Raw genomic sequence first — 22,434 nt, forward strand, 5'->3', positions numbered from 1 at the left:
CATGCCCATCGCGCAACTCATCAGCCCCTCAGCCCTTGAGGATAAAAGGTCACAGCCGGGGCTGGTGATCCTCGATTGCCGGTTTGCCCTGGAGGATCCGGATTACGGCCAGTGCAGTTACGCCGAGGGTCATATCGCCGGGGCGTCGTTCGCGGACCTTGAGCGAGATTTGAGCGGGCCGGTGACCAAGGGCGTGACCGGGCGTCATCCGCTGCCGGAGCCCGAGGCCTTGATAGAACGCCTTCAGGCCTGGGGCATCAGCAACGACAGCGACATCGTGCTTTATGACGACGGCCCCGGTGCCTTTGCCGCCCGGGCCTGGTGGCTGCTGGCTTGGCTGGGCAAGCGTGATGGCGTGTTCATCCTCGACGGCGGGCTCAAGGCTTGGCACGCCGCCGGCCTGCCCTTGAGTCTTGATGCCCCCCAGGGCACGCGCGGGACCTTCGCTGGATCGCCCGACGCATCCTTGCTGCTCAGTGCACAAACGCTGCAACAACGCCTCGGCCAACCGGACATGACCCTGCTGGACGCCCGGGCATTGCCGCGCTTCAAGGGCGAAGTCGAGCCGATCGATCCAGTGGCCGGGCACATCCCAGGTGCCCAATGCGCAGCGTTCGCCGACAACTTGGGCGCAGATGGGCGCTTTTTGCCAGTCAATCAGCTCAAGCAGCGCTTCGCCGAGAGACTGGGGGATCGTTCACCGACGGACCTGGTGGCGTACTGCGGCTCTGGCGTGACGGCGTGCCATAACCTGTTTGCCCTGTGCCTGGCAGGCTATCCGCTGGGCAAGCTGTACGCTGGCTCGTGGAGCGAGTGGATTACGGACCCGCAGCGGGAAGTGGCGACGGGTGAATAGATATTGGCAGGGAGCTTCCGTGGCGCCGGTTCAACCCCGGCCCAGACTGGCCAGCCAATGGGGAATCCGCCGCTCCAGGTAATACCCCGGGCGCCGCAACGTCCCGTCGACAAAACCCACATGCCCACCTTGCTCGTGCAACTCAAGTTGGGTTGACGCAGACAACTCCGCAGGCCCGGGCAAACTGTGGGGAAACACGAAAGGATCGTCGGCAGCCTGGATAACCAGGGTCGGCGTCTTGATCCCACCCATGAAATAGCGGCTGGAGGCGCGCCGGTAGTAATCCGCCGCATCCGAGAAACCGTGCAATGGCGCCGTTACGCGGCCATCGAAGTCCCAGAAGGTGCGCATGTTTTCCAACGGGCCCAGCGCCGTCAGGGTCGCCAGGCCTTCGTGGCGTCCGTCGTGCTGGAACTGGCGTTGCTTGTTACGTACATAGATCACCAGCTGGCGCATGAAATGTGCTTGGTAGAACTTGGAGAACCCCTGTCCGATACGGTCGGCGCACTGGTCGAGGCGAAACGGCACCGAGACCGCCACCGCGCCCTGCAACTGGCTGTCGCCGCCGGTTTCCCCCAGGTGCTTGAGCAGCACGTTGCCGCCCAGTGAATAGCCCACCGCAAACAGCGGCGCCAAGGGCCGTCGGGCGCGCAAATGAGCGATGGCGGCGGCCAGGTCTTCGCTGACGCCGGAGTGGTAACTGCGTGGCAACAGGTTCGGCTCGCCCGAACAGCCGCGCCAGTTCAGCGCAACACTGGCCCAGCCTTGACGGCCAAGGGCTTGTTGCAGTCCGGCCACGTAAGGCGAGTTGGACGAACCGGTCAGCCCATGAAGCACCAGCACCAGTGGCGCCTTGGCGCTGTGGGGGCCATGCCAGTCGAGATCGAGGAAGTCACCATCCTCCAGCCACAGGCGCTCGCGCTGGCGATCGACATGGGTGGTCTTGCGCCACAAAGGGCCCCACAAGGTTTGCAAGTGGGGGTTGCGAAGGCCAAGGGCCGGAACGAAAGGTTCAGGTGCGGCGGACATTCTTATTCTCGATGCACTGGCAGCCGTTCAGTCATCGTCCTTTGCCGAGCGCTGCCACAACGCGTAATAGACCCGTCCGGATTTCTGCTCCCGATGCAAACGCCAATTGCCGGGCAAGCCCAGTGTGGACGGGGCGGTCTCGCTTTCAGTGTAGACCCAGGCATCCTCGGCCAGCCACTGCCGTTCCTCGAGCAGGGCGCACACCGTCGGCAACAGGTTCTGGTTGAACGGCGGGTCGAGGAACACCAGGTCGAAGGGCGTTGCCGGCTGGCTGTCGAGGTAGCGCAGCGCGTCGGCCGTTTGCACCTGGCCGACGGTGCAGCGCAGGGTGCCCAGATGCTCCTTCAGGCTCGAGACCGCCAGGCTGCTGGCGTCCAGGGCCTGGCCCATGGCCGCGCCACGGGACAGCGCTTCGAGAAACAACGCGCCGCTGCCGGCGAACGGGTCGAGCACCCTCGCGCCCGCCACGTAAGGTGCGAGCCAGTTGAAGAGGGTCTCCCGCACCCGGTCCGGCGTCGGCCGCAAGCCCGGGGCGTCGGGGAAACTCAGGCGCCGGCTGCGCCATTGTCCGCCAATGATGCGCAATTGGTTCACACCGTTGTGAACGGGTTTCTTGCTGGAATTCGATGGACGGGCCATTAATGCTCCGGTACCCCGAGCGGTTGCTCGGCAGGTTTGTCAGTGGGGGCCGGTAGCGGCTTCTGCGGCACGGTCGGGCCGGCGGTGACGATGACCATTTTGTCCGTGCTCAGGTGTTTGTTCAGTGCAGCCTTGACCTGCTCGACCGTCAGCGCCTGGGACTGGCGCATGAAGTCTTCCAGGTAGCTGAGTGGCAAGTCGTAGAAACCCATGGCGCCGAGCTGGCCGACGATGTCTGCGTTGCTGGCGGTGGACAATGGGAAACTGCCCGCCAGCTCGCGTTTGGCGTCATCGAGTTCTTTCTGGGTGGGGCCGTTCTTGAGGTAATCGGCGAATACCTCCTGCACCAGTTTCAAGGTGCCTTCGCTCATCTCGGCACGGGTTTGCAGGTTGATCATGAACGGGCCGCGGGCCTGCATCGGCGTAAAGCCCGAATAAACGCCGTAGGTCAGGCCGCGCTTCTCCCGGACCTCGGTCATCAGCCGCGTGCCGAAACCACCGCCGCCCAGGATCTGGTTGCCCAGGGACACGGCGGCGAAATCCGGATCGTCCCGGTCGATGCCCAGTTGCGCGAGCATCAGGTTGGTTTGCTTGGACGGGAATTCGATATGGCCAACGCTGGCCTTGGGTTCCACCGGTGCGGGAGTTTTCACCAGGGCGGGACCCTTGGGCAGCGCCACGGATACTTGGCTGGCAATGGCCTCGGCTTCGGCGCGGGACAAATCGCCCACCAAAGCAATCACGGCGTTGCCGGCGGTATAGGCCTTGGCGTGGAATGCCCGGGCCTGGGCCAGTGTGATCGGTGGAATGCTCTCGGCTGTGCCGTCACTGGAATGGGCGTAGGGGTGTTCGCCGTACAAGCGCTTCATCAGCTCCAGCCCCGCCAGCTTGCCGGGGTTCTGTTTCTGGTACTCGAAACCGGAGAGCATTTGGTTCTTGATGCGGGCGAAGGAATCGGCGGGGAAGGTCGGTTTGCCGACCACCTCGGCGAACAGCTTCAACGCCGGCTCGCGTTTGTCCAGCGCGCTGAGGCTGCGCAGGGACGCCACGGCCATGTCGCGGTAGGCGCCGTTGCCGAAGTCCGCGCCGAGGCTTTCGAACCCTTGGGCAATGGCACCGACATCCTTGCCGGCCACGCCTTCGTTGAGCATGGCATTGGTCAGCAGCGCCAGGCCGGGAGCATCGCCGTCCTGGCTGCTGCCGGCGGCGAACGTCAGGCGCAGGTCGAACATCGGCAATTCCCGGGCTTCGACGAACAGTACCTTGGCGCCCTCGGCGGTTTTCCAGGTTTGCACGTCGAGCTGGCGGTGGCTGGGCGCTTTACCGTCGAGTTCCGCCAGTGATTGCAGCTTGTTACCGGATTGGGCGTTGTCCAGGGCCTGGCTCGCGGTGACGCCAGTGGACGGCGTCAGGTAGAAGGCCACGGCACCGACCAGGGCGATGAGTACCAGGCCAACCAGCACCAGGCGCGGTGATTTGCGCTCACTCATGAGCTTTCTCCTCGGGCAGGACGTGCGCAACGCTCAGGCGCGAGCGGGTGAAATACAGCTGGGCTGCCTTCTGGATATCTTGCGGGGTCACGCTTTGCAGCTCGGCGAGCTCGGTGTCCATCAGCTTCCAGGACAGGCCGACGGTTTCCAGCTGGCCGATGGCGGTGGCCTGGCTGGTGATCGAGTCGCGTTCGTACACCAGGCCGGCAATGACCTGGGCGCGCACGCGTTCCAGTTCGTCGGCAGCCGGGGCGGTGGTTTTCAACTGATCGAGCAGGCGCCACAGGCCGGCTTCGGTCTGGGCGAGGGTTTTGTTTTTCTGGGTGTTGGGCGTCGCCGACAAGGTGAACAGCGTGTCGCCACGGGTGAAGGCGTCGTAGTTCGACGAGCCGCCGGACACCAGTTCTTCACCGCGCTCGAGCTGGGCTGGGATCCGCCCGCTGTAGCCGCCGTCCAGCAAGGCCGAGATCAACCGCAGGGCGTTGACCGAACGTTTGTCCGTCGTGGTGGCGATGCTGGGCACGTTGAAGGCCAGCATCAGGCTCGGCAGTTGGGTCTGCACATGCAGGGTGATCTGGCGTTCGCCGGGTTCGGCCAGCTCCAGGGGAATTTTCGCCACCGGCACGTCGCGCCGCGCAATCGGGCCGAAATACCGCTGGGCCAGGGCCTTGACCTCGTCCGGCGTCACGTCGCCGACCACCACCAGGGTGGCGTTGTTCGGGGTGTACCAGGATTCGTACCAGTGCCGCAGCTCCTGCACGGTCATGCGGTCCAGGTCAGCCATCCAGCCAATGGTCGGCGTGTGGTAGCCGCTGGCCGGGTAAGCCATGGCCTTGAAGCGCTCGAAAGCCTTGGACATGGGCTTGTCGTCGGTGCGCATGCGGCGTTCTTCCTTGATTACCTCGATCTCGCGGCTGAACTCCTCCGGCGGCAGGCGCAGGCTGGCCATGCGGTCGGCTTCCAATTCGAAGGCCACGCCCAGGCGGTCACGGGCCAGCACCTGATAGTAGGCAGTGAAATCATCGCTGGTGAACGCGTTTTCTTCGGCGCCCAGGTCCCGCAGGATCAGCGACGCTTCGCCGGGGCCGACTTTTTCGCTGCCCTTGAACATCATGTGCTCCAAGGCGTGGGACAGACCGGTCTGGCCCGGCGTTTCATAGCTGGAGCCAACCTTGTACCAGACCTGTGAGACGACCACCGGCGCACGATGATCTTCACGAACCACGACCTTCAGGCCATTGTCGAGGGTGAATTCGTGGGTGGGTTGTGGGTCGGCAGCCAAGGCTGAAAAGGGCAGACAAACTGTGCTGAGCAGCAGGCCTGCGGCGCGGCGGGCAAGAGCATTCATTCGTGTTTAAACCTGTTGGGCTGCCTGCTAGGTCTTAGCCTCAGCAGGCGAGGAGGTGCTAGGATACTGATCCGTTTTACTGGCGGCCACGCCTATCGGGCGTTTTGTCGGCCCAGGGTGGTCCGCGAGTGTTGGGTTTTTTCGTGGTTCCCTGCGTTTTCGCCGATGATGCCCTGCCAGTCCTTCGTAAAATCGACGATGGGGTGTCCTTGGGACATTTCGACAATCTGTTGCGCGTGAACGAGCTGGATGAAACGCAGTCTGTTCAGCATCGAATATTTATCACCGAGGCGCCCTCGTGGCGCGTCGCTACCGTGAGATAGCCGTCCTCCATGTTTGGTTCCAACGACGACAAGAAGACCCCAGCTGCGGCTGGCGAGAAAAAAGGCCTGTTCGGATGGCTGCGCAAGAAACCGCAGGAATCCGCCGTCGAACAGCCGCAACCGCTGCCAGAGCCTGCCGTCGAGGCGGTGGCCGAGCAAGCGGAGCCGATCGTCCTGCCGATCGCCGAGCCGGTGCTGCAACCGGTCGAGCCTGAGCCCGAACCTGCGCCAGAACCCGTGGCCGAACAGCCGCTGCCCCCGCCCGTCGAGCAGGCCCCCTGGTTGACCCTGCCAGTGGCGGAAGAGCCGGTGGCGTTTGTCGAGGATGAACAGGCCCCGCACATCACCCCGCCGATTCCTGCCCCGACGCATGCTGTCGAGGCGCCAGTCGTCGAACCTGTCGTTGAGCCGCCGGTCGCTGCCATTGTGCCCGTGGTTGCGCAAGCAGCGCCCGAGGCGCAACCGGCTGTGCCGGACACGACCGCTCCCATCGAACCCCTAGCTGTTGCCGAGGAAAGCAAGGTCGGCTTCTTCGCCCGCCTCAAGCAAGGCCTGTCCAAGACCAGCGCCAGTATCGGCGAAGGCATGGCGAGCCTGTTCCTGGGCAAGAAAGTCATCGACGACGAATTGCTCGAAGACATCGAAACCCGCCTGCTGACCGCCGATGTCGGCGTCGAGGCCACTTCGGTGATCATCCAGAGCCTGACCCAGAAGGTCGCGCGCAAGCAGTTGACCGACGCCGACGCGTTGTACAAATCCTTGCAGGGCGAGCTGACCAATATGCTCAAGCCAGTGGAAAAACCGCTGGTGATCGCCTCGCAGAACAAGCCGTTCGTCATTCTGGTGGTAGGCGTCAATGGTGCCGGCAAGACCACCACCATCGGCAAGCTGGCGAAGAAGCTGCAGTTGGAAGGCAAGAAAGTCATGCTCGCCGCCGGCGACACCTTCCGCGCCGCCGCCGTCGAGCAACTGCAGGTGTGGGGCGAGCGCAACAAGATCCCGGTCATCGCCCAGCACACCGGCGCCGACTCCGCTTCGGTGATCTTCGACGCCGTGCAGGCCGCCAAGGCCCGGGGCATTGACGTGCTGATCGCCGACACGGCCGGTCGCCTGCACACCAAAGACAACCTGATGGAAGAGTTGAAGAAGGTTCGCCGGGTCATCGGCAAGCTCGATGCCGAGGCACCCCACGAGGTGCTGTTGGTGCTGGACGCCGGTACCGGCCAGAACGCCATCAACCAGGCCAAGCAATTCAACCAGACCGTCGAACTGACTGGCCTGGCCCTGACCAAGCTCGACGGCACCGCCAAGGGCGGAGTGATTTTCGCCCTGGCCAAGCAATTCGGCCTGCCCATTCGTTATATCGGCGTGGGTGAAAGCATCGACGACTTGCGCACCTTTGAAGCCGAGCCCTTTGTCCAGGCGCTGTTTGCCGAGCGGGAGCATTCATGATTCGTTTCGAACAGGTCGGTAAACGCTATCCGAACGGTCACGTCGGCTTGCATGAGCTGAGCTTTCGGGTCCGTCGGGGCGAGTTTCTGTTTGTCACCGGCCATTCCGGGGCCGGTAAAAGTACCTTGTTGCGTCTGTTGCTGGCGATGGAGCGGCCCTCCACGGGCAAACTGCTGCTGGCCGGGCAGGACCTGAGTACCATCAGCAATGCGCAGATTCCTTACCTGCGTCGGCAGATCGGCGTGGTGTTCCAGAATCATCAGCTGCTGTTCGATCGCACCGTGTTCAATAACGTAGCATTGCCATTGCAGATCCTTGGCCTGTCCAAGGCCGAGATCATCAAGCGCGTGGATTCGGCCCTGGAGCGGGTGGCCCTGTCGGACAAGACCGATCTGTACCCGGGCGACCTGTCCACCGGTCAGCAACAGCGCGTCGGCATTGCGCGGGCCATCGTCCACCGTCCAGCCTTGCTGCTGGCGGACGAACCCACCGGTAACCTCGATCCACGCCTGGCGGCGGAAATCATGGGCGTATTCGAAGACATCAACCGTCTGGGCACCAGCGTGCTGATCGCCAGTCACGACTTGGCCCTGATCGCCCGCATGCGTCACCGCATGCTCACGTTGCAGCGCGGTCGATTGATCGGTGACGGGGAGGCTGGCGTATGAGTGCGACTCGCAGTCCAAAAGTGGCCGAACGCGTGGCCCCGAAGGCCACCGACCCACAGCCGCAAAAGAAAAAGCGTGACGATGATGACGGTCCGGACTTTCCTACGCTGCTGCGTGCCTGGATCGAAAGCCATCGCGCCAGCCTGCTGGACAGCCTGCGACGCCTGGGCAAGCAGCCCATCGGCAGCTTCTTTACCTGCATGGTGATGGCGGTTGCCCTGAGCCTGCCCATGGGCCTGTCATTATTGCTTAACAACGTGGAGCGTCTGGGCGGTTCCTGGCAGCGCGCGGCGCAGATATCCCTGTACCTGCAACTGGACGCGACGCCAGGCGAAGGCGAGGCGTTGCGCGAGCAGATAAAAGCCATGCCAGGCGTGGCCGATGCCGAATACATCAGCCGCGAGCAGGCACTGGAAGAGTTCCAACAGCAGTCCGGCCTGGGCGAAGCCCTGAAGGAACTGCCGGAGAACCCGCTGCCAGGCGTCGTACTGGTAACGCCCAACGAGGTCGACAAGCCGGCCCTGGAAGCATTGAGACAAAGACTTTCCGAACTGCCCAAGGTACAACAGGCGCAGCTTGATTTAGTCTGGGTCGAGCGTCTTGCGGCGATCCTCAAGCTCGGCGACCGGTTTGTCTTCGGTCTGACGGTGCTGTTGGTTTCTGCATTACTTTTGGTGATAGGCAATACCATTCGTCTTCATATTGAAAACCGCCGCACCGAGATAGAAGTGATTAAACTCGTTGGCGGTACGGACAGCTATGTACGCAGGCCTTTCCTTTATATGGGGGCTTTGTACGGCTTCGGCGCCGGGATTCTGTCCTGGGGCGTATTGGCGTTCGGCCTGGATTGGCTGAACGATGCGGTAGTGGGACTGGCCGGTTTGTACGGCAGCGATTTCGCGTTGGCCGGCGTGCCAGTCGCCGACGGTCTGTCGCTCTTGCTTGGCGCGGTGCTGTTGGGTTATATCGGTGCATGGATTGCGGTCGCACGCCACTTGCGTGAGCTGGCGCCAAAATAGGTTTTTTTGCGCGTATTGACCTTTCAGTTTTTGTGGGAACTTGTCCTACGGTTCCCGGTCAATTTTCGCAGTGCTGAACTGCACGAGTTATGTGAGTCGGAGGTTTTTTCGTATGACCACTTCTTTGCAACCTGCTTATGCTCTGGTCCCGGGTGCGAACCTGGAGGCCTATGTGCACACGGTGAACAGCATTCCATTGCTGACACCTGAGCAGGAGCGTGAACTGGCCGAGAGTCTCTATTATGAGCAGGATCTTGAGGCGGCTCGGCAGATGGTGCTCGCCCACCTGCGTTTTGTCGTACATATCGCCCGCAGCTATTCCGGCTACGGGCTGGCCCAGGCCGACCTGATCCAGGAAGGCAACGTCGGCCTGATGAAGGCGGTCAAGCGTTTCAACCCGGAAATGGGTGTGCGCCTGGTGTCGTTTGCGGTGCACTGGATCAAGGCGGAAATCCACGAGTTCATCCTGCGCAACTGGCGCATCGTGAAAGTCGCGACCACCAAGGCCCAGCGCAAGCTGTTCTTCAACCTGCGCAGCCAGAAGAAGCGCCTGGCCTGGTTGAACAACGAGGAAGTCCATCGCGTGGCCGAAAGCCTGGGCGTAGAGCCTCGGGAAGTGCGCGAGATGGAAAGTCGCCTGACCGGCCATGACATGGCGTTCGACCCGGCTGCCGAAGCGGACGACGACAGCGCGTTCCAATCGCCGGCCAACTACCTGGAAGACCACCGGTACGACCCGGCGCGTCAGCTGGAAGACGCCGACTGGAGCGACAACTCCAACACCAACCTGCACGAAGCCCTGGAAGTGCTGGACGAGCGCAGCCGCGACATTCTCTACCAGCGCTGGTTGGCTGAGGAAAAAGCCACGCTGCACGACCTGGCGCAGAAGTACAACGTGTCGGCCGAGCGGATTCGCCAGCTTGAGAAAAGCGCGATGAACAAGCTCAAGGTGTCGATTGCGGCCTGACCGGCGGCAACGCTAATACAAAAACGCCCCGACCGGTGATGGTCGGGGCGTTTTTGTTTGTGCTCAATGTCGGACCCGAGACTCCACCTGTGGGAGCGGGCTTGCTCGCGAATTCGGTACACCAGATACATCGATGTGGACTGACACACCGCATTCGCGAGCAAGCCCGCTCCCACAGGGGGTCTTCAGTGTTTGGGCTATTGGGCCCACGGTGCCCGTCGCGAATCATTGAGCCCCAGCAAATAACTATCGCCGCCCAACTGGCTCATCTGCTGGCGGATCCAGCTCGCCCGCCGCAATACATAGGGGCTCGGTCGGCTGGCGCTCCACACCCGCGGGTTGGGCAACACCGCCGCCAGCAGGCTGGCCTGTTGCCGGGACAAGGCGTCAGCGCTGGTGCGGAAGTGATGCCGTGCCGCCGCTTCTGCCCCGAACACACCGTCATCCCACTCGACGCTGTTGAGATACACCTCGAGGATCCGTTGCTTGGGCCAGAACACCTCGATCAGCGCCGTGAACCAGGCTTCCAGCCCTTTGCGCAGCCAACTGCGGCCCGACCACAAAAACAGATTCTTGGACACTTGCTGGCTGAGGGTACTGGCGCCGCGAATCGAACCGCCACGCCCGTTGTGAGCGAACGCGGCCTGGATGGCGCTGATGTCGAAGCCCCAATGCTCGGGGAATTTCTGGTCTTCACCAGCAATCACCGCAATTTTGAGGTTGTCGGAAATCCGCTCCCAAGGCTGCCAGGTGCGCTGCAGGTCGATCGGTTCACCGCCAAACCAGGATTCAACCTTGCGCTCGATCATCAACGCGGTGAACGGCGGCGGCACCACACGAAACAGCAGCACCAGCACAACGCTGCCGACGGCGAACCAGAGCAGGGCTTTAAGGAATCGTCGAAACAATGTACGCAGCATAGAGATGGCTTGGCCGAACCCGTCGAGCGGGCCATTATACAGACCCTGTCCACCGAGTCTGAGGAGTTCTCATGCTGCGTAGCTTTCTGATGCTGGCTGCTTTTTTCGGCTTCACGGGCGTAGCACTGGGGGCGTTTGCCGCCCACGGCCTGAAAAACCGCCTGAGCGCCGATTACCTGGCGATTTTCCACACCGGCGTCACCTACCAACTGGTGCACACCCTGGCGTTGTTGGGCGTGGCGTTGCTGGCCACGCACATTCCCGGTCGCATCGTCACCTGGGCCGGGATTTCATTCGTGATTGGCATCCTGCTGTTCTCAGGCAGTCTGTATCTGTTGACGATGACCGGCATCACCAAGCTGGGCATCATCACACCGTTTGGCGGACTGGCGTTCCTGATTGGCTGGCTCTGCCTGGGCCTCGCGGCGTGGCGCTTGCAGCTTGCCGCTTGAAGCTCGCCGCTTATAGCTGACCAAGGGACTTGGGTCACCCTGACTGATCGGGCTAGAATGCCAGCCCCTAAAAATGATGGCGGCATCCGGCATGCGCATTCAGTTGAACGGCGAACCCCTTGAACTGCCCGATGGCGAAACCGTCGCGGCCCTGCTGACCCGTCTGGAACTCACCGGACGCCGCGTCGCGGTGGAGCTCAATCTGGATATCGTCCCGCGTAGCCAGCATGCCGACACGACTCTCAACGAGGGTGACCAGGTTGAAGTCGTGCACGCCATTGGCGGCGGCTGAACCCCCTCGGCTTCGCAGTATTTCGCAAGAACCTCACCCCTACAGAGGATTTCCCATGAGCATCGTTCGTAGCGACAAGCCCTTCGTCCTGGCCGGTCGTACCTACCAGTCGCGCTTGCTGGTAGGCACCGGCAAATACCGCGACATGGAAGAAACCCGCTTGGCCATCGAAGCCTCGGGCGCCGAAATCGTGACCGTCGCCGTGCGCCGCACCAACATTGGCCAGAACCCGGGCGAACCGAACCTGCTGGATATCCTCCCGCCGGACCGCTACACCATCCTGCCGAACACCGCCGGTTGCTTCGACGCCATCGAGGCCGTGCGCACTTGCCGACTGGCCCGTGAGCTGCTTGACGGCCACAACCTGGTGAAGCTGGAAGTGCTGGCGGACCAGAAGACCCTGTTCCCCAACGTGATCGAAACCCTCAAGGCCGCAGAAACATTGGTCAAGGAAGGTTTCGACGTGATGGTCTACACCAGCGATGACCCGATCATTGCCCGTCAACTGGCGGAAATCGGCTGCATTGCGGTCATGCCGCTGGCCGGCCTGATCGGCACGGGCCTGGGGATCTGCAACCCGTACAACCTGCAGATCATCCTCGAAGAAGCCAAGATCCCGGTGTTAGTGGATGCCGGTGTCGGCACTGCCTCCGACGCCACCATCGCCATGGAACTGGGTTGCGAAGCGGTGCTGATGAACTCCGCCATCGCCCACGCCCAACAGCCGATCCTGATGGCTGAAGCCATGAAGCACGCCATTGTGGCGGGTCGCCTGGCCTATCTGGCCGGCCGCATGCCGAAAAAACTCTACGCCAGCGCCTCCTCGCCGCTGGATGGTCTGATCAAGTAAGAGCCATTGATGACTGAATCGAACGACACGCCTGTCCTGCCGGAAGAAGGCGAAGAGCGCCAACACCGCCGCATCAAGAGTTTCGTGATGCGCGCCGGGCGCATGACCGAAGGCCAACAACGCGGTCTGGAACAGGGCGCGCCGCTGTTCGTGCTGCCCCTGGCCGATGAACCGGTGGATTTCGACCAGGTGTTCGGCCGTTCGGCCCCGCGCTCGCTGGAAATCGGCTTCGGCATGGGCCACTCGCTGCTGGAAATGGCCGCCGCTTCGCCGGAACAGGATTTCATTGGCGTGGAAGTGCATCGCCCTGGCGTCGGTGCGCTGCTCAACGGCGTGCTGACCCAAGGATTGACCAACCTGCGGGTCTACGATTGCGACGCCATCGAAGTGCTCAACCGCTGCGTGGCCGATAACAGTCTCGACCGGCTGATGCTGTTCTTCCCCGATCCGTGGCACAAAAGCCGCCATCACAAGCGCCGTATCGTCCAGGCTTCATTCGCTGAGCTGGTGCGTAGCAAGTTGAAGGTCGGTGGCGTGCTGCACATGGCCACCGATTGGGAGCCCTACGCCGAATACATGCTGGAAGTGATGAACGTCGCACCGGGTTATCGCAACCTGGCCGAAGACGGCAAATGCGTCCCGCGCCCGGCCGAACGACCGATCACCAAGTTCGAGCGCCGTGGCGAACGGCTCGGGCATGGGGTTTGGGATTTGAAGTTCGAGAAGCTGGCGTAAGCATCACGCAATACCCAATGTGGGAGCGGGCTTGCTCGCGAATGCGGTGTATCAGGCAAATTATTGTCGTCTGACACACCGCATTCGCGAGCAAGCCCGCTCCCACAGTTATTTAGGGGGGGCGCTAAATCAGCGTCGATCCGCCACCACGCCAATCAACACCAGCACCACCAACAGCACCGGTGCCAGGCTGTAGTTGTTGAACTGGCTCAACCCCCTGACGACCCATGGCGTGGCGTAGATCAGTGCCGCGCCGCTGCCGATCATGCACAGCAGGGCGATCAGCGGGACGCGCAGGGCGCCGGCGATGCTGCCCAGGCGTTGTTCGACCCAGCCCTTGATGTCCGCGCCAAACAGCACCAGCAGGCAGCCCACCAGCGCCAGGGAGATTTCCGACAGGTTGCTGCGGCTCCAGCGGGACACGGTGGCGAGCAGGTCGAGTACCAGATCCATTCGATTTCCTTTGTGTTGATCAGCTCAAGAATGTTTGCAGCAAGTCGTTGAGAAACAATTGTCCGCGCTCGGTGGCTGCCAGACGTGTCGGTTCGACCTGCAACAAACCGCTTTGTTCGGCCTCGCGCCGGCCTTCGGCCAGGCTTTCCAGGGGCAGCCCGGTGCGCTCGGGGTAGAGCCGCGCTTCCACGCCTTCGGTCAGGCGCAGGGCGTTCATCAAGAACTCGAATGGCAGCTCTTCGTTGGCCAGGGCTTTCTCGCCGGCCAGGAAACGTTTGGCCGGGTTGAGGTAATCCTTGGGCAGGCGGGTCTTCCAGGTGCGAACGATGCGTCCGTCCGGATGACTGAGCTTGCCATGGGCGCCGGCACCGATGCCGATGAAGTCGCCGAAGCTCCAGTAATTGAGGTTATGCCGCGCCGGCCTGCCGGGCTGGGCATACGCCGAGACTTCGTACTGGGCGTAGCCGTGCTCGGCCAGCAGCGCTTGACCGGCTTCCTGGATGTCCCAGAGCGTGTCGTCTTCGGGCAGGGTCGGCGGTTGGTTCCAGAACACCGTATTCGGCTCCAGCGTCAGCTGGTACCAGGACAGGTGCGTTGGCTTCAAGGCGATGGCCTGGCGCAGATCGCCCAGGGCATCGTCGAGGGACTGATCGGGCAGGCCATGCATCAAGTCCAGGTTGAAGTTATCGAAGCCGGCCTGACGGGCCATGCCGGCGGCGCGTATCGCCTCGTCACCGTTATGGATCCGGCCCAGGGCCTCGAGCTTGGCCTGCTGGAAACTCTGGATGCCGATGGACAGGCGGTTGATCCCCAGCGCCCGGTAGGCCACGAATTTTTCCTGCTCGAAGGTGCCGGGGTTGGCTTCCAGGGTGATTTCGATATCCGGGGCGAAGGCGATTCGTGCCTCGACACCTTTGAGCAACCGGCCCAGGGCCTGGGCGCTGAACAGGCTGGGGGTGCCGCCGCCGAAGAAGATCGAGCTCAACGCGCGTCCATGCACCCCGTGCAGGTCCTGGTCAAGGTCGGCCAGCAAGGCGTCGACGTACTCCTCTTCCGGCAGTTGCGCGCTGGCGGTGTGGGAATTGAAGTCGCAATACGGGCATTTGCGCACGCACCAGGGGATGTGGACGTACAGCGCCAGGGGCGGCAGCACCGGCAGCGGCGCCCGAGGCGTTTGTGCTCCGCCGTGAATCAGCGGGGCTGGAGCGTCATCGGTCATTGCAGACCCAGGCGCTGACGCAGCAGGACCATGGCCCGGGCGCGGTGGCTCAGCTGGTTTTTTTCCACCGGGCCGAGCTCGGCGCTGGAGCAATTGCGTTCCGGCACCCAGAACAGCGGGTCGTAGCCGAAACCGTGCTCGCCACTGGCCTCGGTGAGGATGCGCCCGTGCCACAAACCTTCGCAGAGGATCGGCAGCGGATCATCGGCATGCCGCACCAGGGCCAGGACGCACACGAACTGCGCGCCGCGTTCGGCTTCAGGCACGTCCTTGAGGGCTTCGAGCAGCTTGGCATTGTTCGCCGCGTCACCTTTGCCGTCGGCGTAGCGGGCCGAATAAATGCCCGGCGCGCCACCCAGGAAGTCCACCGCCAGCCCGGAGTCGTCGGCCAACGCCGGCAGGCCCGAGATGCGCGCAGCGTTGCGCGCCTTGAGGATGGCATTCTCGACGAATGACAGGCCGGTCTCTTCAGGTTCGACCTGGCTGAATTCGCCAATCGAGCGCAACTGCACCGAGCCACCGAGCATGGCCTGGAGTTCCTTGAGTTTGCCGGCGTTGTGGCTGGCGAGTACGAGTTGGGTGAAGTTCATCATTCGCCGGGGAACAGTTCCTGGTTGAAGTTGAGGGTGTTGATCTTGTCGCCGGTCTGCACCTTGATCTCGAAGGTGCGGGTTTCCTGCTGGTTCACCGGGTATTGGGCGATGTAGTAGATCGCGTCTTGCTCGACCACCTGCTTGAATTTCAATGGCACGCTCTGGCTGGTGAGGTCTTTCACCGTGCCGCTGACGTCAGCGACCAATGGCTTGCCGGACTTGATCACCGAAACGTTGATAACGCCCTGGTTCTTGCTGCGGATCAGCTCGGCGGCCTTGGCGATATCCGGCGTCAGGTAAGTGGAATTGAAGGTGTTGTAGTGCACGGTGACGTCGCCGAACACTTCCTTGCGCTCGCCCTTGATGGCATCGGCGGCCATGACGCCGGCGCCCAGGCAAGCGGTGATGAGAAACAACGCTAGACGTTTCATGTCGTGCTCCTGATGAGGCCGGGGTTCACACCGCGACCTGGTAATCGCTGAGGCCTGGGCTGCTGACCCGATAGATGCCTATCTCACCTAACAGGTTAGGCCAAAGCTTGCTGGCCCACCCGTGGCGATGCTGCTGGTCCACCGCCAGGCGGTCGATGACCTTGGCTTCCCGCTCGCGGCACAGCGCCTCGAAGTCCTCAAACGTACAGAAGTGGATGTTTGGCGTGTTGTACCAGGTATAGGGCAGGAATTCCGATACCGGCATGCGGCCCTTGCTCGCCAGGTACCAGCGGCAGCGCCAATGCCCGAAGTTGGGAAAGGTGATGATGCACTGGCGCCCGACCCGCAGCATTTCGTCGAGGATCTTGTCCGGATAATGCACCGCTTGCAGGGCCTGGGTCATGACCACGATGTCGAAGCTGTTGCTGGCGAAGTTGCCCAGGCCCTTGTCCAGGTCCTGCTCGATGACGTTGATGCCCTTGGCGACGCACTCGGCAATGTTCTGCGGGTCGTTTTCCAGGCCATAGCCGCTGACCTGCTTGTTATCGCGCAGCCAGGTCAGCAGTTCGCCGTTGCCGCAACCCAGGTCGAGCACGCGGCTGCCGGCGGGGATCCATTCCTGGATGATGTCCAGATCGGCTCTCATGGCGTCCTCACAGCGTTATACGGTTCATGTAGTTGCCGAACGCCTGCAGGTAGCGCGGGATCGGGATCAAAAAGGCGTCGTGGCCCTGGGGCGCGTCGATTTCCAGGTAGCAGACATCCTTGCGCGCAGCCATCAGCGCATCCACCAGTTCCCGCGAGCGGGCCGGGGAGAAGCGCCAATCGGTGGTAAACGACATCACGCAGAACTTGGCCGTGGCATTGGCGAAGGTTTTCGCCAGGTTATCGTCGAAGTTCGCCGCCGGGTCGAAGTAGTCCAGGGCCTTGGTCATCAGCAGGTAGGTGTTGGCGTCGAACCGCCCGGAGAACTCCTCGCCCTGATAACGCAGGTAGCTTTCCACCTGGAACTCGACGCTGTGGAAGTCGTAGTTGAGCTTTTCGCTCTTGAGACCACGGCCGAATTTTTCGCCCATGGAATCATCGGACAGGTAGGTGATGTGCCCGACCATCCGCGCCAGCATCAAGCCGCGCTTGGGGATCACGCCATGTTCCTGGAACGAACCGCCGTGGAATTCGGGATCGGTGAGAATCGCCTGGCGTGCCACTTCGTTGAACGCAATGTTCTGCGCCGACAACTTGGGGGCCGAGGCAATGGCTAGGCAATGACGCACGCGGTCCGGGTAGGTGATGGTCCATTGCAGCGCCTGCATGCCGCCCAGGCTGCCACCGATCACTGCCGCCCATTGCCCGATGCCGAGGCGATCGGCCAGGCGAGCCTGGCTGTGGACCCAGTCTTCCACCGTCAGCACCGGGAAATCGGCGCCAAAGGGCTTGCCGGTGTCCGGGTTGAGGCTGCTGGGGCCGGTGGAGCCGTTGCAGCCGCCGAGGTTGTTCAGGCTGACCACGAAAAATCTGCTGGTGTCGATGGGCTTGCCCGGGCCGATGCAACTGTCCCACCAGCCCGGCTTGCGGTCGTCGATGCTGTGGTAGCCGGCGGCGTGGTGATGGCCCGACAAGGCGTGGCAAATCAGCACGGCATTGCTCGCCGTGGCATTGAGGGTGCCGTAGGTTTCGTAGATCAGGTCATAGGCTGGCAACGAACGGCCGCAGGCCAGGGCCAGGGGCTCGCTGAAATGCGCCATTTGCGGCGTCACCAGACCAACGGAATCGGGGGGAAAGGCAGCTGGCATCGACCCTGCTCGCGTTGAAATGAGGCGTAAGTCTAAAGACCGCTGTGGCGGGGGGCAAGCAAACGGCTGCGCTGTCGTTTTTGTGGTGAGGGAGCTTGCTCCCTCACCACAGGGATCAGGCAGCCTGGGTCAGATCAGCAGGCGCAGGATTTCCGGCATCATGGTCATCGCCGCCAGGTTGTTGATCACCAGCATGTCGATCAGCTTGAGCACCATGAACGCCAGGATTGGCGAGATATCCAGGCCGCCGAGGTTCGGCACGATGCGGCGGAACGGCGCCAGGGCCGGCTCGCAGATCTGGTTCACCAGTTCGGCACCCGGGTTATGGCTGCCTTGGGCGACCCACGACAGGATCACGCTGATGATCAGGGCAAAGAAGAAAATCTTCAGGAACAGTGCAGTCACGCCAATGATCGACCAGATCAGCAGTTGCAGCGGGTTGCCGGTGGTGCCGTAGGTCAGCAGCAGGGTCAGGGCCATCAGCGCCAATTGCACGAGGATCGCCAGGACCAGCGACGACATGTCCAGGCCGAACAGGCTGGGGATGATCCGGCGCAGGGGCTTGAGCAGCGGTTGGGTGGCCTTGACGATGAACTGGCACAGCGGGTTGTAGAAGTTGGCGCGCACCAGTTGCAGCACGAAACGCAGCAGCACGATCAGCAGGTACAGGCTGCCGAGGGTTTGCAGCACGTAGACCGCTGCAGTGTTCAATCCAATCATGAATGGCTCCTTATTGGCCCAGTTGTTCGGCCATCTCGGCCGAGCGGTGCGCGGCGGCGCCGAGTGCTTTTTCCACCAGGGCTTCGAAGCCCCCGGCCTGGAACGATTTGATGGCCGCTTCGGTGGTGCCGGCCGGCGAAGTCACGCGGCGACGCAGCTCGGCCGCGTCGACATCGCTGGAGACTGCCATGTGCGCGGCGCCGAGAGCGGTCTGCAAGGTCAGCTTCGCAGCGATGTCCCGTGGCAGGCCGAGCTTCTCGCCGGCGGCGGTCATGGCTTCGATCAGCAGGAAGAAATACGCCGGGCCCGAGCCGGAAACCGCGGTTACCGCATCCAGCTGTTGCTCGGTTTCCAGCCAGAGCGCCAGGCCCACGGCCGACAGCAGCGTTTCGGCTTGCTGGCGTTGTTCGCGGGTCACCTGTTCGGTGGCAAACAGGCCGCTGACGCCCTGGCGCAGCAGTGCCGGGGTGTTGGGCATGCAGCGCACGATGGGTTGCGCGCCGAGCCAGTTGTTCATGCTGGCACAGGTGATGCCCGCTGCAATCGATACCACCAGTTGATGAGGCTTGAGGCTTGGGCGAAGGGCTTGGCACACGGTCTTCATGGCTTGTGGCTTGACCGCCAGCACAATGACATCCGCGCCATCGATGGCCTGGGCGTTGTCGGCGAAGGTTTCGATGCCGTGCTCGGCGCTCACCCGGGTGCGGGTCTCTTCGCCCGGATCGCTGGCGCGGATCTGCAAGGCGGCCAGGCCCTTGGCCCGCAGGCCCCCGATCAGGCTGGCGGCCATGTTGCCGGCGCCGATGAAGGCAATACGCGTGTTGCTCATGACAGGTCCTTATAAAGAGATGAGTGGGCCATGTTTCAAGATTGTCCGTAGTCGCGGGCGCCGAACAGGGCGGTGCCGATGCGTACCCAGGTGGCGCCCTGGGCAATCGCCGACTCGAGGTCATGGCTCATGCCCATCGACAGCGTGTCCAGTGGCAGTCCGAGGCTGGCTTGCAGGCGTTGAACCGCGGCGAAGGCCGCATCCTGGGCGGCGCGGTCTTCGGTGGGTTCGGGAATCGCCATCAACCCACGCAACTTCAGGCGCGGCAGGGCGCAGATGGCGTTGGCCAATGCTGGCAGGTCTGCCGGGGTGCAGCCGGATTTGCTGGCTTCACCGCTGACATTGACCTGTATGCAGATATTCAGCGGCGCCAGGTCGGCCGGCCGTTGCTCGGACAGGCGCTGTGCAATTTTCAAGCGATCCACGGAGTGCACCCAGTCGAAATGTTCAGCGATCGCGCGCGTCTTGTTCGATTGAATGGGGCCGATGAAGTGCCAGATCAAGGGCAGGTCGGTCAGTTCGACCTGTTTGCCAAGCGCCTCTTGCAGGTAGTTCTCACCGAAGTCCCGCAAGCCGGCGGCATAGGCTTCGCGCAGGGCCTGGGCGGGTTTGGTCTTGCTCACGGCCAGCAGCTGGACACTGTGTTCGGCACGCTGGGCGGCCTGCTCCGCAGCGCGGATGCGGGATCTAACCTGAACGATGTTGTCTGCTATGGTGGACATAAAGAAGCGCCAGCGGTGAGGTTCGCGGCATTCTACTGGAATTGAGGAGCGCTATGGATATCACTGAACTGCTGGCGTTCAGCGCCAAACAGGGAGCGTCGGACCTGCACCTGTCCGCCGGGCTGCCGCCCATGATCCGCGTGGATGGCGATGTGCGGCGGATCAACCTGCCGGCGCTGGACCACAAGCAGGTCCATGAGTTGATCTTCGACATCATGAACGACCGGCAACGGGTAGATTACGAGAAGTTTCTGGAAACCGATTTTTCTTTTGACGTACCGGGCATCGCGCGGTTTCGGGTCAACGCCTTCAATCAGAATCGCGGTGCGGGTGCCGTGTTCCGGACCATTCCCTCGAAGGTCCTGACCATGGAAGACCTGGGGATGGGCGAGGTATTTCGCAAGGTGACCGAAGCAGCTCGCGGCCTTGTGCTGGTGACCGGGCCAACCGGCTCAGGCAAGTCCACCACCCTCGCGGCGATGATCGATCACCTGAACAGCCATAAACACCACCACATCCTCACCATCGAAGACCCGATCGAATTTGTCCACGAGCCGCGCAAATGCCTGATCAATCAGCGCGAAGTGCACCGCGACACGCAAAGCTTCTCCACCGCCTTGCGCTCGGCCCTGCGGGAGGATCCCGACGTAATCCTGGTGGGGGAAATGCGCGACCTGGAGACTATCCGCCTGGCGTTGACCGCTGCCGAAACCGGCCACTTGGTATTTGGCACCCTGCATACCACGTCGGCGGCCAAGACCATCGACCGGGTGGTGGACGTGTTCCCGGGCGATGAGAAGTCGATGGTGCGCTCGATGCTGTCGGAGTCGTTGCAGGCGGTGATTTCCCAGACGCTGGTCAAGAAGATCGGCGGCGGGCGGGTCGCGGCCCATGAAATCATGTTGGGCACCTCGGCCATCCGCAATCTGATCCGCGAAGACAAGATCGCGCAGATGTATTCATCGATCCAGACCGGTGGCTCGCTGGGGATGCAGACCCTGGACATGTGCTTGAAGGACCTGGTGAACAAGGGCCTGATCAGCCGCGAACATGCGCGGGAAAAGGCGCGGACGCCGGATAACTTTTAGCGGGAAAGAGGGAGCTCTTGTGGCGAGGGAGCTTGCTCCCGCTGGGCCGCGAAGCGGACCCAAAATGATTGGGTCCAGGGAGATCATTGGTCTGTTTGGGGCGGTTGCGCCACCCAGCGGGAGCAAGCTCCCTCGCCACAAGGCCGTGTACGGTTCGGATCAGCGCTGCACAACCCGCATCGCCGCCGGTTCTTTCGGCAAGACCCGCTTGGCAACCACGTAATGGGTGTCCCAGTACGGTTTGTTCAAGGTGTCGATGGTCACCGACTTGCCACGGCGCGGGGCGTGGATGAAACGGTCGTTGCCCAGGTAGATGGCTACGTGGTTGACCCGGCGGCTCTTGAGCTTGAAGAAGATCAGGTCGCCGGGCTTGAGATCCTTGCGCTCGACCTTCTCGCCGTGGCCGGCGGCCATGGCGTTGGAGGTGCGCGGCAGATCGAAAGTCGCATCATTGAAGGCGTATTTCACCAGTCCGCTGCAATCGAAGCCTTTACTTGGGCTGCTGCCGCCCCAACGATAGGGTGTACCGAGGACGTTCACCGCGCGGCTCAATACGTTGCTGCTCGCTTTGGTCGCCATCGGCGCAACCAGCGCGCTGTTGGCAGTACCCGAGCGCTGGGTGTTTTGCTTGTTCTTGCTCGAAGGAGCAGAAACGTGGGATTTAGGGGTAAAGCCGTTGACGTTGGGAAGACGTTGCTCACGATTGGTGGCGTGGGCGGCCAGTGGCAATAATAGGCAAATGGTTAGCCATGTCTTGAAAAATGGACGCATTAGGCAGGGCTCTTAAAGGTTAGCGCGCAACTTTATAACAGCTTTTTTTGCCTTTCCGAGGCCGTTTGTCGATTCGAAACCCAGCGTCAAATCCCTATAAATGCGACAAATTGCCCCGATTGTCCGACACAGCCCCTGTGTCACGGGGCTTTCATCGATTCGGTTGGTCCAGGACCGCTTGTCGGCGAGACACAAAAAAGTCACAAAAAGTCCGAAAAAATTTATCTATCGAGGCAAAAGAGACTCTCCATGAACAGCTATCAACAGGACACGAGCTCCGATACCCACAGCAAAGTCATCGGGTATCTGCTCTGGATTTTCGGTTTCACCGGTGCCCATCGTTTTTATTACGGCAAGCCCGTCACCGGCACGATCTGGTTCTTCACCTTCGGCCTGTTGGGCATTGGCTGGCTGATCGACCTGTTCCTGATCCCGGCCATGGACCGCGAAGCCGATCTGCGCTTCACTCCGGGGCCGATCGAATACACCGTGGCGTGGATCCTGCTGACGTTTCTCGGCGTGCTGGGCGTGCACCGCATGTACCAGGGCAAATGGCTCAGCGGGATTATCCTGCTGACCGGCGGGGTGTTTTTCCTGGGGGTGCTGTATGACTTCTGGACGCTGAACGATCAGGTCTCGATTCGCAATGCGCAGAAGCGGGGGGCTTTTCGGTAAGACGGGGCGATCCAGTCGCCTGCATTCGCGAGCAAGCCCGCTCCCACATTTGATCCGAGGCGTTCACAAAACATGTGATCACTGAAGATCCAGTGTGGGG

General features: G+C 62.2%; 26 protein-coding genes. 11 read left to right on the forward strand and 15 right to left on the reverse strand.

From position 1 onward, the window contains the following. Nucleotide 1: 1 nt before the first annotated feature. On the forward strand, nucleotides 2–856 hold the full coding sequence (locus tag AD663_RS01860) for a sulfurtransferase (protein ID WP_003177467.1): 855 nt from the start codon (nucleotides 2–4) through the stop codon (nucleotides 854–856). A gap of 30 nt (nucleotides 857–886) precedes the next feature. Here AD663_RS01860 and AD663_RS01865 read toward each other — a convergent pair whose 3' ends face one another. From AD663_RS01865 to AD663_RS01880, 4 genes are read right to left on the reverse strand one after another with little or no spacing between them, the layout of a single operon-like run. After that, entirely contained in the window at nucleotides 887–1,885 is a 999-nt protein-coding gene (locus tag AD663_RS01865; protein ID WP_003177468.1) for a hydrolase, read from the reverse strand. A gap of 27 nt (nucleotides 1,886–1,912) precedes the next feature. Continuing rightward, entirely contained in the window at nucleotides 1,913–2,524 is a 612-nt protein-coding gene (rsmD, locus tag AD663_RS01870; protein WP_053213169.1) for a 16S rRNA (guanine(966)-N(2))-methyltransferase RsmD, read from the reverse strand. Then, complete coding sequence (locus tag AD663_RS01875; protein ID WP_053213170.1) at nucleotides 2,524–4,014, reverse strand: pitrilysin family protein; 1,491 nt, start codon at nucleotides 4,012–4,014, stop codon at nucleotides 2,524–2,526. The genes rsmD and AD663_RS01875 overlap by 1 nt, the downstream gene beginning before the upstream one ends. Next, nucleotides 4,007–5,362, reverse strand: a complete 1,356-nt coding sequence (locus AD663_RS01880) for a pitrilysin family protein (RefSeq protein ID WP_003177471.1) — start codon at nucleotides 5,360–5,362, stop codon at nucleotides 4,007–4,009. Before AD663_RS01880 ends, AD663_RS01875 begins: the two co-directional genes overlap by 8 nt. Nucleotides 5,363–5,694: 332 nt before the next feature. On the opposite strand from AD663_RS01880, the gene ftsY reads away from it, so the two are divergent. The 4 genes from ftsY (at nucleotide 5,695) to rpoH (ending at nucleotide 9,791) form a co-directional block, all read left to right on the forward strand. After that, nucleotides 5,695–7,137: a signal recognition particle-docking protein FtsY gene (gene ftsY / locus AD663_RS01890; protein ID WP_053213171.1), complete on the forward strand. Its 1,443-nt coding sequence runs from the start codon at nucleotides 5,695–5,697 to the stop codon at nucleotides 7,135–7,137. Then, a complete protein-coding gene (gene ftsE, locus AD663_RS01895) occupies nucleotides 7,134–7,805 on the forward strand; it encodes a cell division ATP-binding protein FtsE (protein ID WP_003177474.1) in 672 nt (223 codons plus the stop codon). Before ftsY ends, ftsE begins: the two co-directional genes overlap by 4 nt. Continuing rightward, nucleotides 7,802–8,824: a permease-like cell division protein FtsX gene (ftsX, locus tag AD663_RS01900; RefSeq protein ID WP_053213172.1), complete on the forward strand. Its 1,023-nt coding sequence runs from the start codon at nucleotides 7,802–7,804 to the stop codon at nucleotides 8,822–8,824. The genes ftsE and ftsX overlap by 4 nt, the downstream gene beginning before the upstream one ends. A 112-nt stretch (nucleotides 8,825–8,936) precedes the next feature. Continuing rightward, nucleotides 8,937–9,791: an RNA polymerase sigma factor RpoH gene (rpoH, locus tag AD663_RS01905; protein WP_003177476.1), complete on the forward strand. Its 855-nt coding sequence runs from the start codon at nucleotides 8,937–8,939 to the stop codon at nucleotides 9,789–9,791. Nucleotides 9,792–9,988: 197 nt separating this feature from the next. Here rpoH and mtgA read toward each other — a convergent pair whose 3' ends face one another. After that, nucleotides 9,989–10,711, reverse strand: coding sequence for a monofunctional biosynthetic peptidoglycan transglycosylase (gene mtgA, locus AD663_RS01910; RefSeq protein ID WP_003177477.1), 723 nt, complete (start codon nucleotides 10,709–10,711; stop codon nucleotides 9,989–9,991). A 71-nt stretch (nucleotides 10,712–10,782) separates the two neighbouring features. On the opposite strand from mtgA, the gene AD663_RS01915 reads away from it, so the two are divergent. The 4 genes from AD663_RS01915 to trmB all read left to right on the forward strand — a co-directional run bounded on the left by AD663_RS01915 (nucleotide 10,783) and on the right by trmB (nucleotide 13,040). After that, the gene (locus AD663_RS01915; RefSeq protein ID WP_003177478.1) at nucleotides 10,783–11,163 is read left to right on the forward strand and encodes a DUF423 domain-containing protein; all 381 of its coding nucleotides are present in this window, start codon (nucleotides 10,783–10,785) and stop codon (nucleotides 11,161–11,163) included. Between the two features lie 91 nt (nucleotides 11,164–11,254). Continuing rightward, nucleotides 11,255–11,455 carry a sulfur carrier protein ThiS gene (gene thiS, locus AD663_RS01920; protein WP_033045879.1) on the forward strand — a complete coding sequence of 67 codons (201 nt, stop codon included), beginning with the start codon at nucleotides 11,255–11,257 and terminating at the stop codon, nucleotides 11,453–11,455. 55 nt (nucleotides 11,456–11,510) lie between these two features. After that, entirely contained in the window at nucleotides 11,511–12,305 is a 795-nt protein-coding gene (locus AD663_RS01925) for a thiazole synthase (RefSeq protein ID WP_003177480.1), read from the forward strand. A 9-nt stretch (nucleotides 12,306–12,314) separates the two neighbouring features. Beyond that, nucleotides 12,315–13,040: a tRNA (guanosine(46)-N7)-methyltransferase TrmB gene (trmB, locus tag AD663_RS01930; protein ID WP_003177481.1), complete on the forward strand. Its 726-nt coding sequence runs from the start codon at nucleotides 12,315–12,317 to the stop codon at nucleotides 13,038–13,040. Between the two features lie 129 nt (nucleotides 13,041–13,169). Here the strand turns inward: trmB and AD663_RS01935 are convergent, their stop codons facing one another. The 9 genes from AD663_RS01935 to AD663_RS01975 form a co-directional block, all read right to left on the reverse strand. Next, nucleotides 13,170–13,493, reverse strand: coding sequence for a DUF3392 domain-containing protein (locus AD663_RS01935; protein ID WP_003177482.1), 324 nt, complete (start codon nucleotides 13,491–13,493; stop codon nucleotides 13,170–13,172). Between the two features lie 19 nt (nucleotides 13,494–13,512). Next, a complete protein-coding gene (gene hemW / locus AD663_RS01940; protein WP_003177483.1) occupies nucleotides 13,513–14,712 on the reverse strand; it encodes a radical SAM family heme chaperone HemW in 1,200 nt (399 codons plus the stop codon). After that, the gene (gene rdgB / locus AD663_RS01945) at nucleotides 14,709–15,305 is read right to left on the reverse strand and encodes an RdgB/HAM1 family non-canonical purine NTP pyrophosphatase (protein WP_053213173.1); all 597 of its coding nucleotides are present in this window, start codon (nucleotides 15,303–15,305) and stop codon (nucleotides 14,709–14,711) included. The genes hemW and rdgB overlap by 4 nt, the downstream gene beginning before the upstream one ends. Then, nucleotides 15,302–15,736 carry a DUF4426 domain-containing protein gene (locus tag AD663_RS01950; protein WP_053213174.1) on the reverse strand — a complete coding sequence of 145 codons (435 nt, stop codon included), beginning with the start codon at nucleotides 15,734–15,736 and terminating at the stop codon, nucleotides 15,302–15,304. Before AD663_RS01950 ends, rdgB begins: the two co-directional genes overlap by 4 nt. Before the next feature lie 25 nt (nucleotides 15,737–15,761). Next, entirely contained in the window at nucleotides 15,762–16,382 is a 621-nt protein-coding gene (metW, locus tag AD663_RS01955; protein WP_003177486.1) for a methionine biosynthesis protein MetW, read from the reverse strand. A gap of 7 nt (nucleotides 16,383–16,389) precedes the next feature. After that, nucleotides 16,390–17,529 carry a homoserine O-acetyltransferase gene (locus AD663_RS01960; protein ID WP_003177487.1) on the reverse strand — a complete coding sequence of 380 codons (1,140 nt, stop codon included), beginning with the start codon at nucleotides 17,527–17,529 and terminating at the stop codon, nucleotides 16,390–16,392. Nucleotides 17,530–17,658: 129 nt separating this feature from the next. Beyond that, nucleotides 17,659–18,249, reverse strand: a complete 591-nt coding sequence (locus tag AD663_RS01965; RefSeq protein WP_003177488.1) for a YggT family protein — start codon at nucleotides 18,247–18,249, stop codon at nucleotides 17,659–17,661. Between the two features lie 10 nt (nucleotides 18,250–18,259). Further along, complete coding sequence (gene proC / locus AD663_RS01970; RefSeq protein ID WP_003177489.1) at nucleotides 18,260–19,078, reverse strand: pyrroline-5-carboxylate reductase; 819 nt, start codon at nucleotides 19,076–19,078, stop codon at nucleotides 18,260–18,262. 35 nt (nucleotides 19,079–19,113) lie between these two features. Beyond that, on the reverse strand, nucleotides 19,114–19,800 hold the full coding sequence (locus tag AD663_RS01975; protein WP_003177490.1) for a YggS family pyridoxal phosphate-dependent enzyme: 687 nt from the start codon (nucleotides 19,798–19,800) through the stop codon (nucleotides 19,114–19,116). A gap of 53 nt (nucleotides 19,801–19,853) precedes the next feature. Between AD663_RS01975 and AD663_RS01980 the strand changes: the two genes are divergently transcribed. After that, entirely contained in the window at nucleotides 19,854–20,888 is a 1,035-nt protein-coding gene (locus tag AD663_RS01980) for a type IV pilus twitching motility protein PilT (RefSeq protein WP_003177491.1), read from the forward strand. Nucleotides 20,889–21,047: 159 nt separating this feature from the next. On the opposite strand, the gene AD663_RS01985 is transcribed toward AD663_RS01980, so the two are convergent. Continuing rightward, nucleotides 21,048–21,659 carry a C40 family peptidase gene (locus AD663_RS01985; protein WP_003177492.1) on the reverse strand — a complete coding sequence of 204 codons (612 nt, stop codon included), beginning with the start codon at nucleotides 21,657–21,659 and terminating at the stop codon, nucleotides 21,048–21,050. 249 nt (nucleotides 21,660–21,908) lie between these two features. Between AD663_RS01985 and AD663_RS01990 the strand changes: the two genes are divergently transcribed. After that, nucleotides 21,909–22,334, forward strand: coding sequence for a TM2 domain-containing protein (locus tag AD663_RS01990; RefSeq protein WP_053213175.1), 426 nt, complete (start codon nucleotides 21,909–21,911; stop codon nucleotides 22,332–22,334). The last annotated feature ends 100 nt before the right edge of the window (nucleotides 22,335–22,434 follow it).

The organism is Pseudomonas sp. Q12-87 (genome assembly GCF_001269755.1).
In the GTDB taxonomy this organism is placed as follows: Bacteria; Pseudomonadota; Gammaproteobacteria; order Pseudomonadales; family Pseudomonadaceae; genus Aquipseudomonas; species Aquipseudomonas fluorescens_S.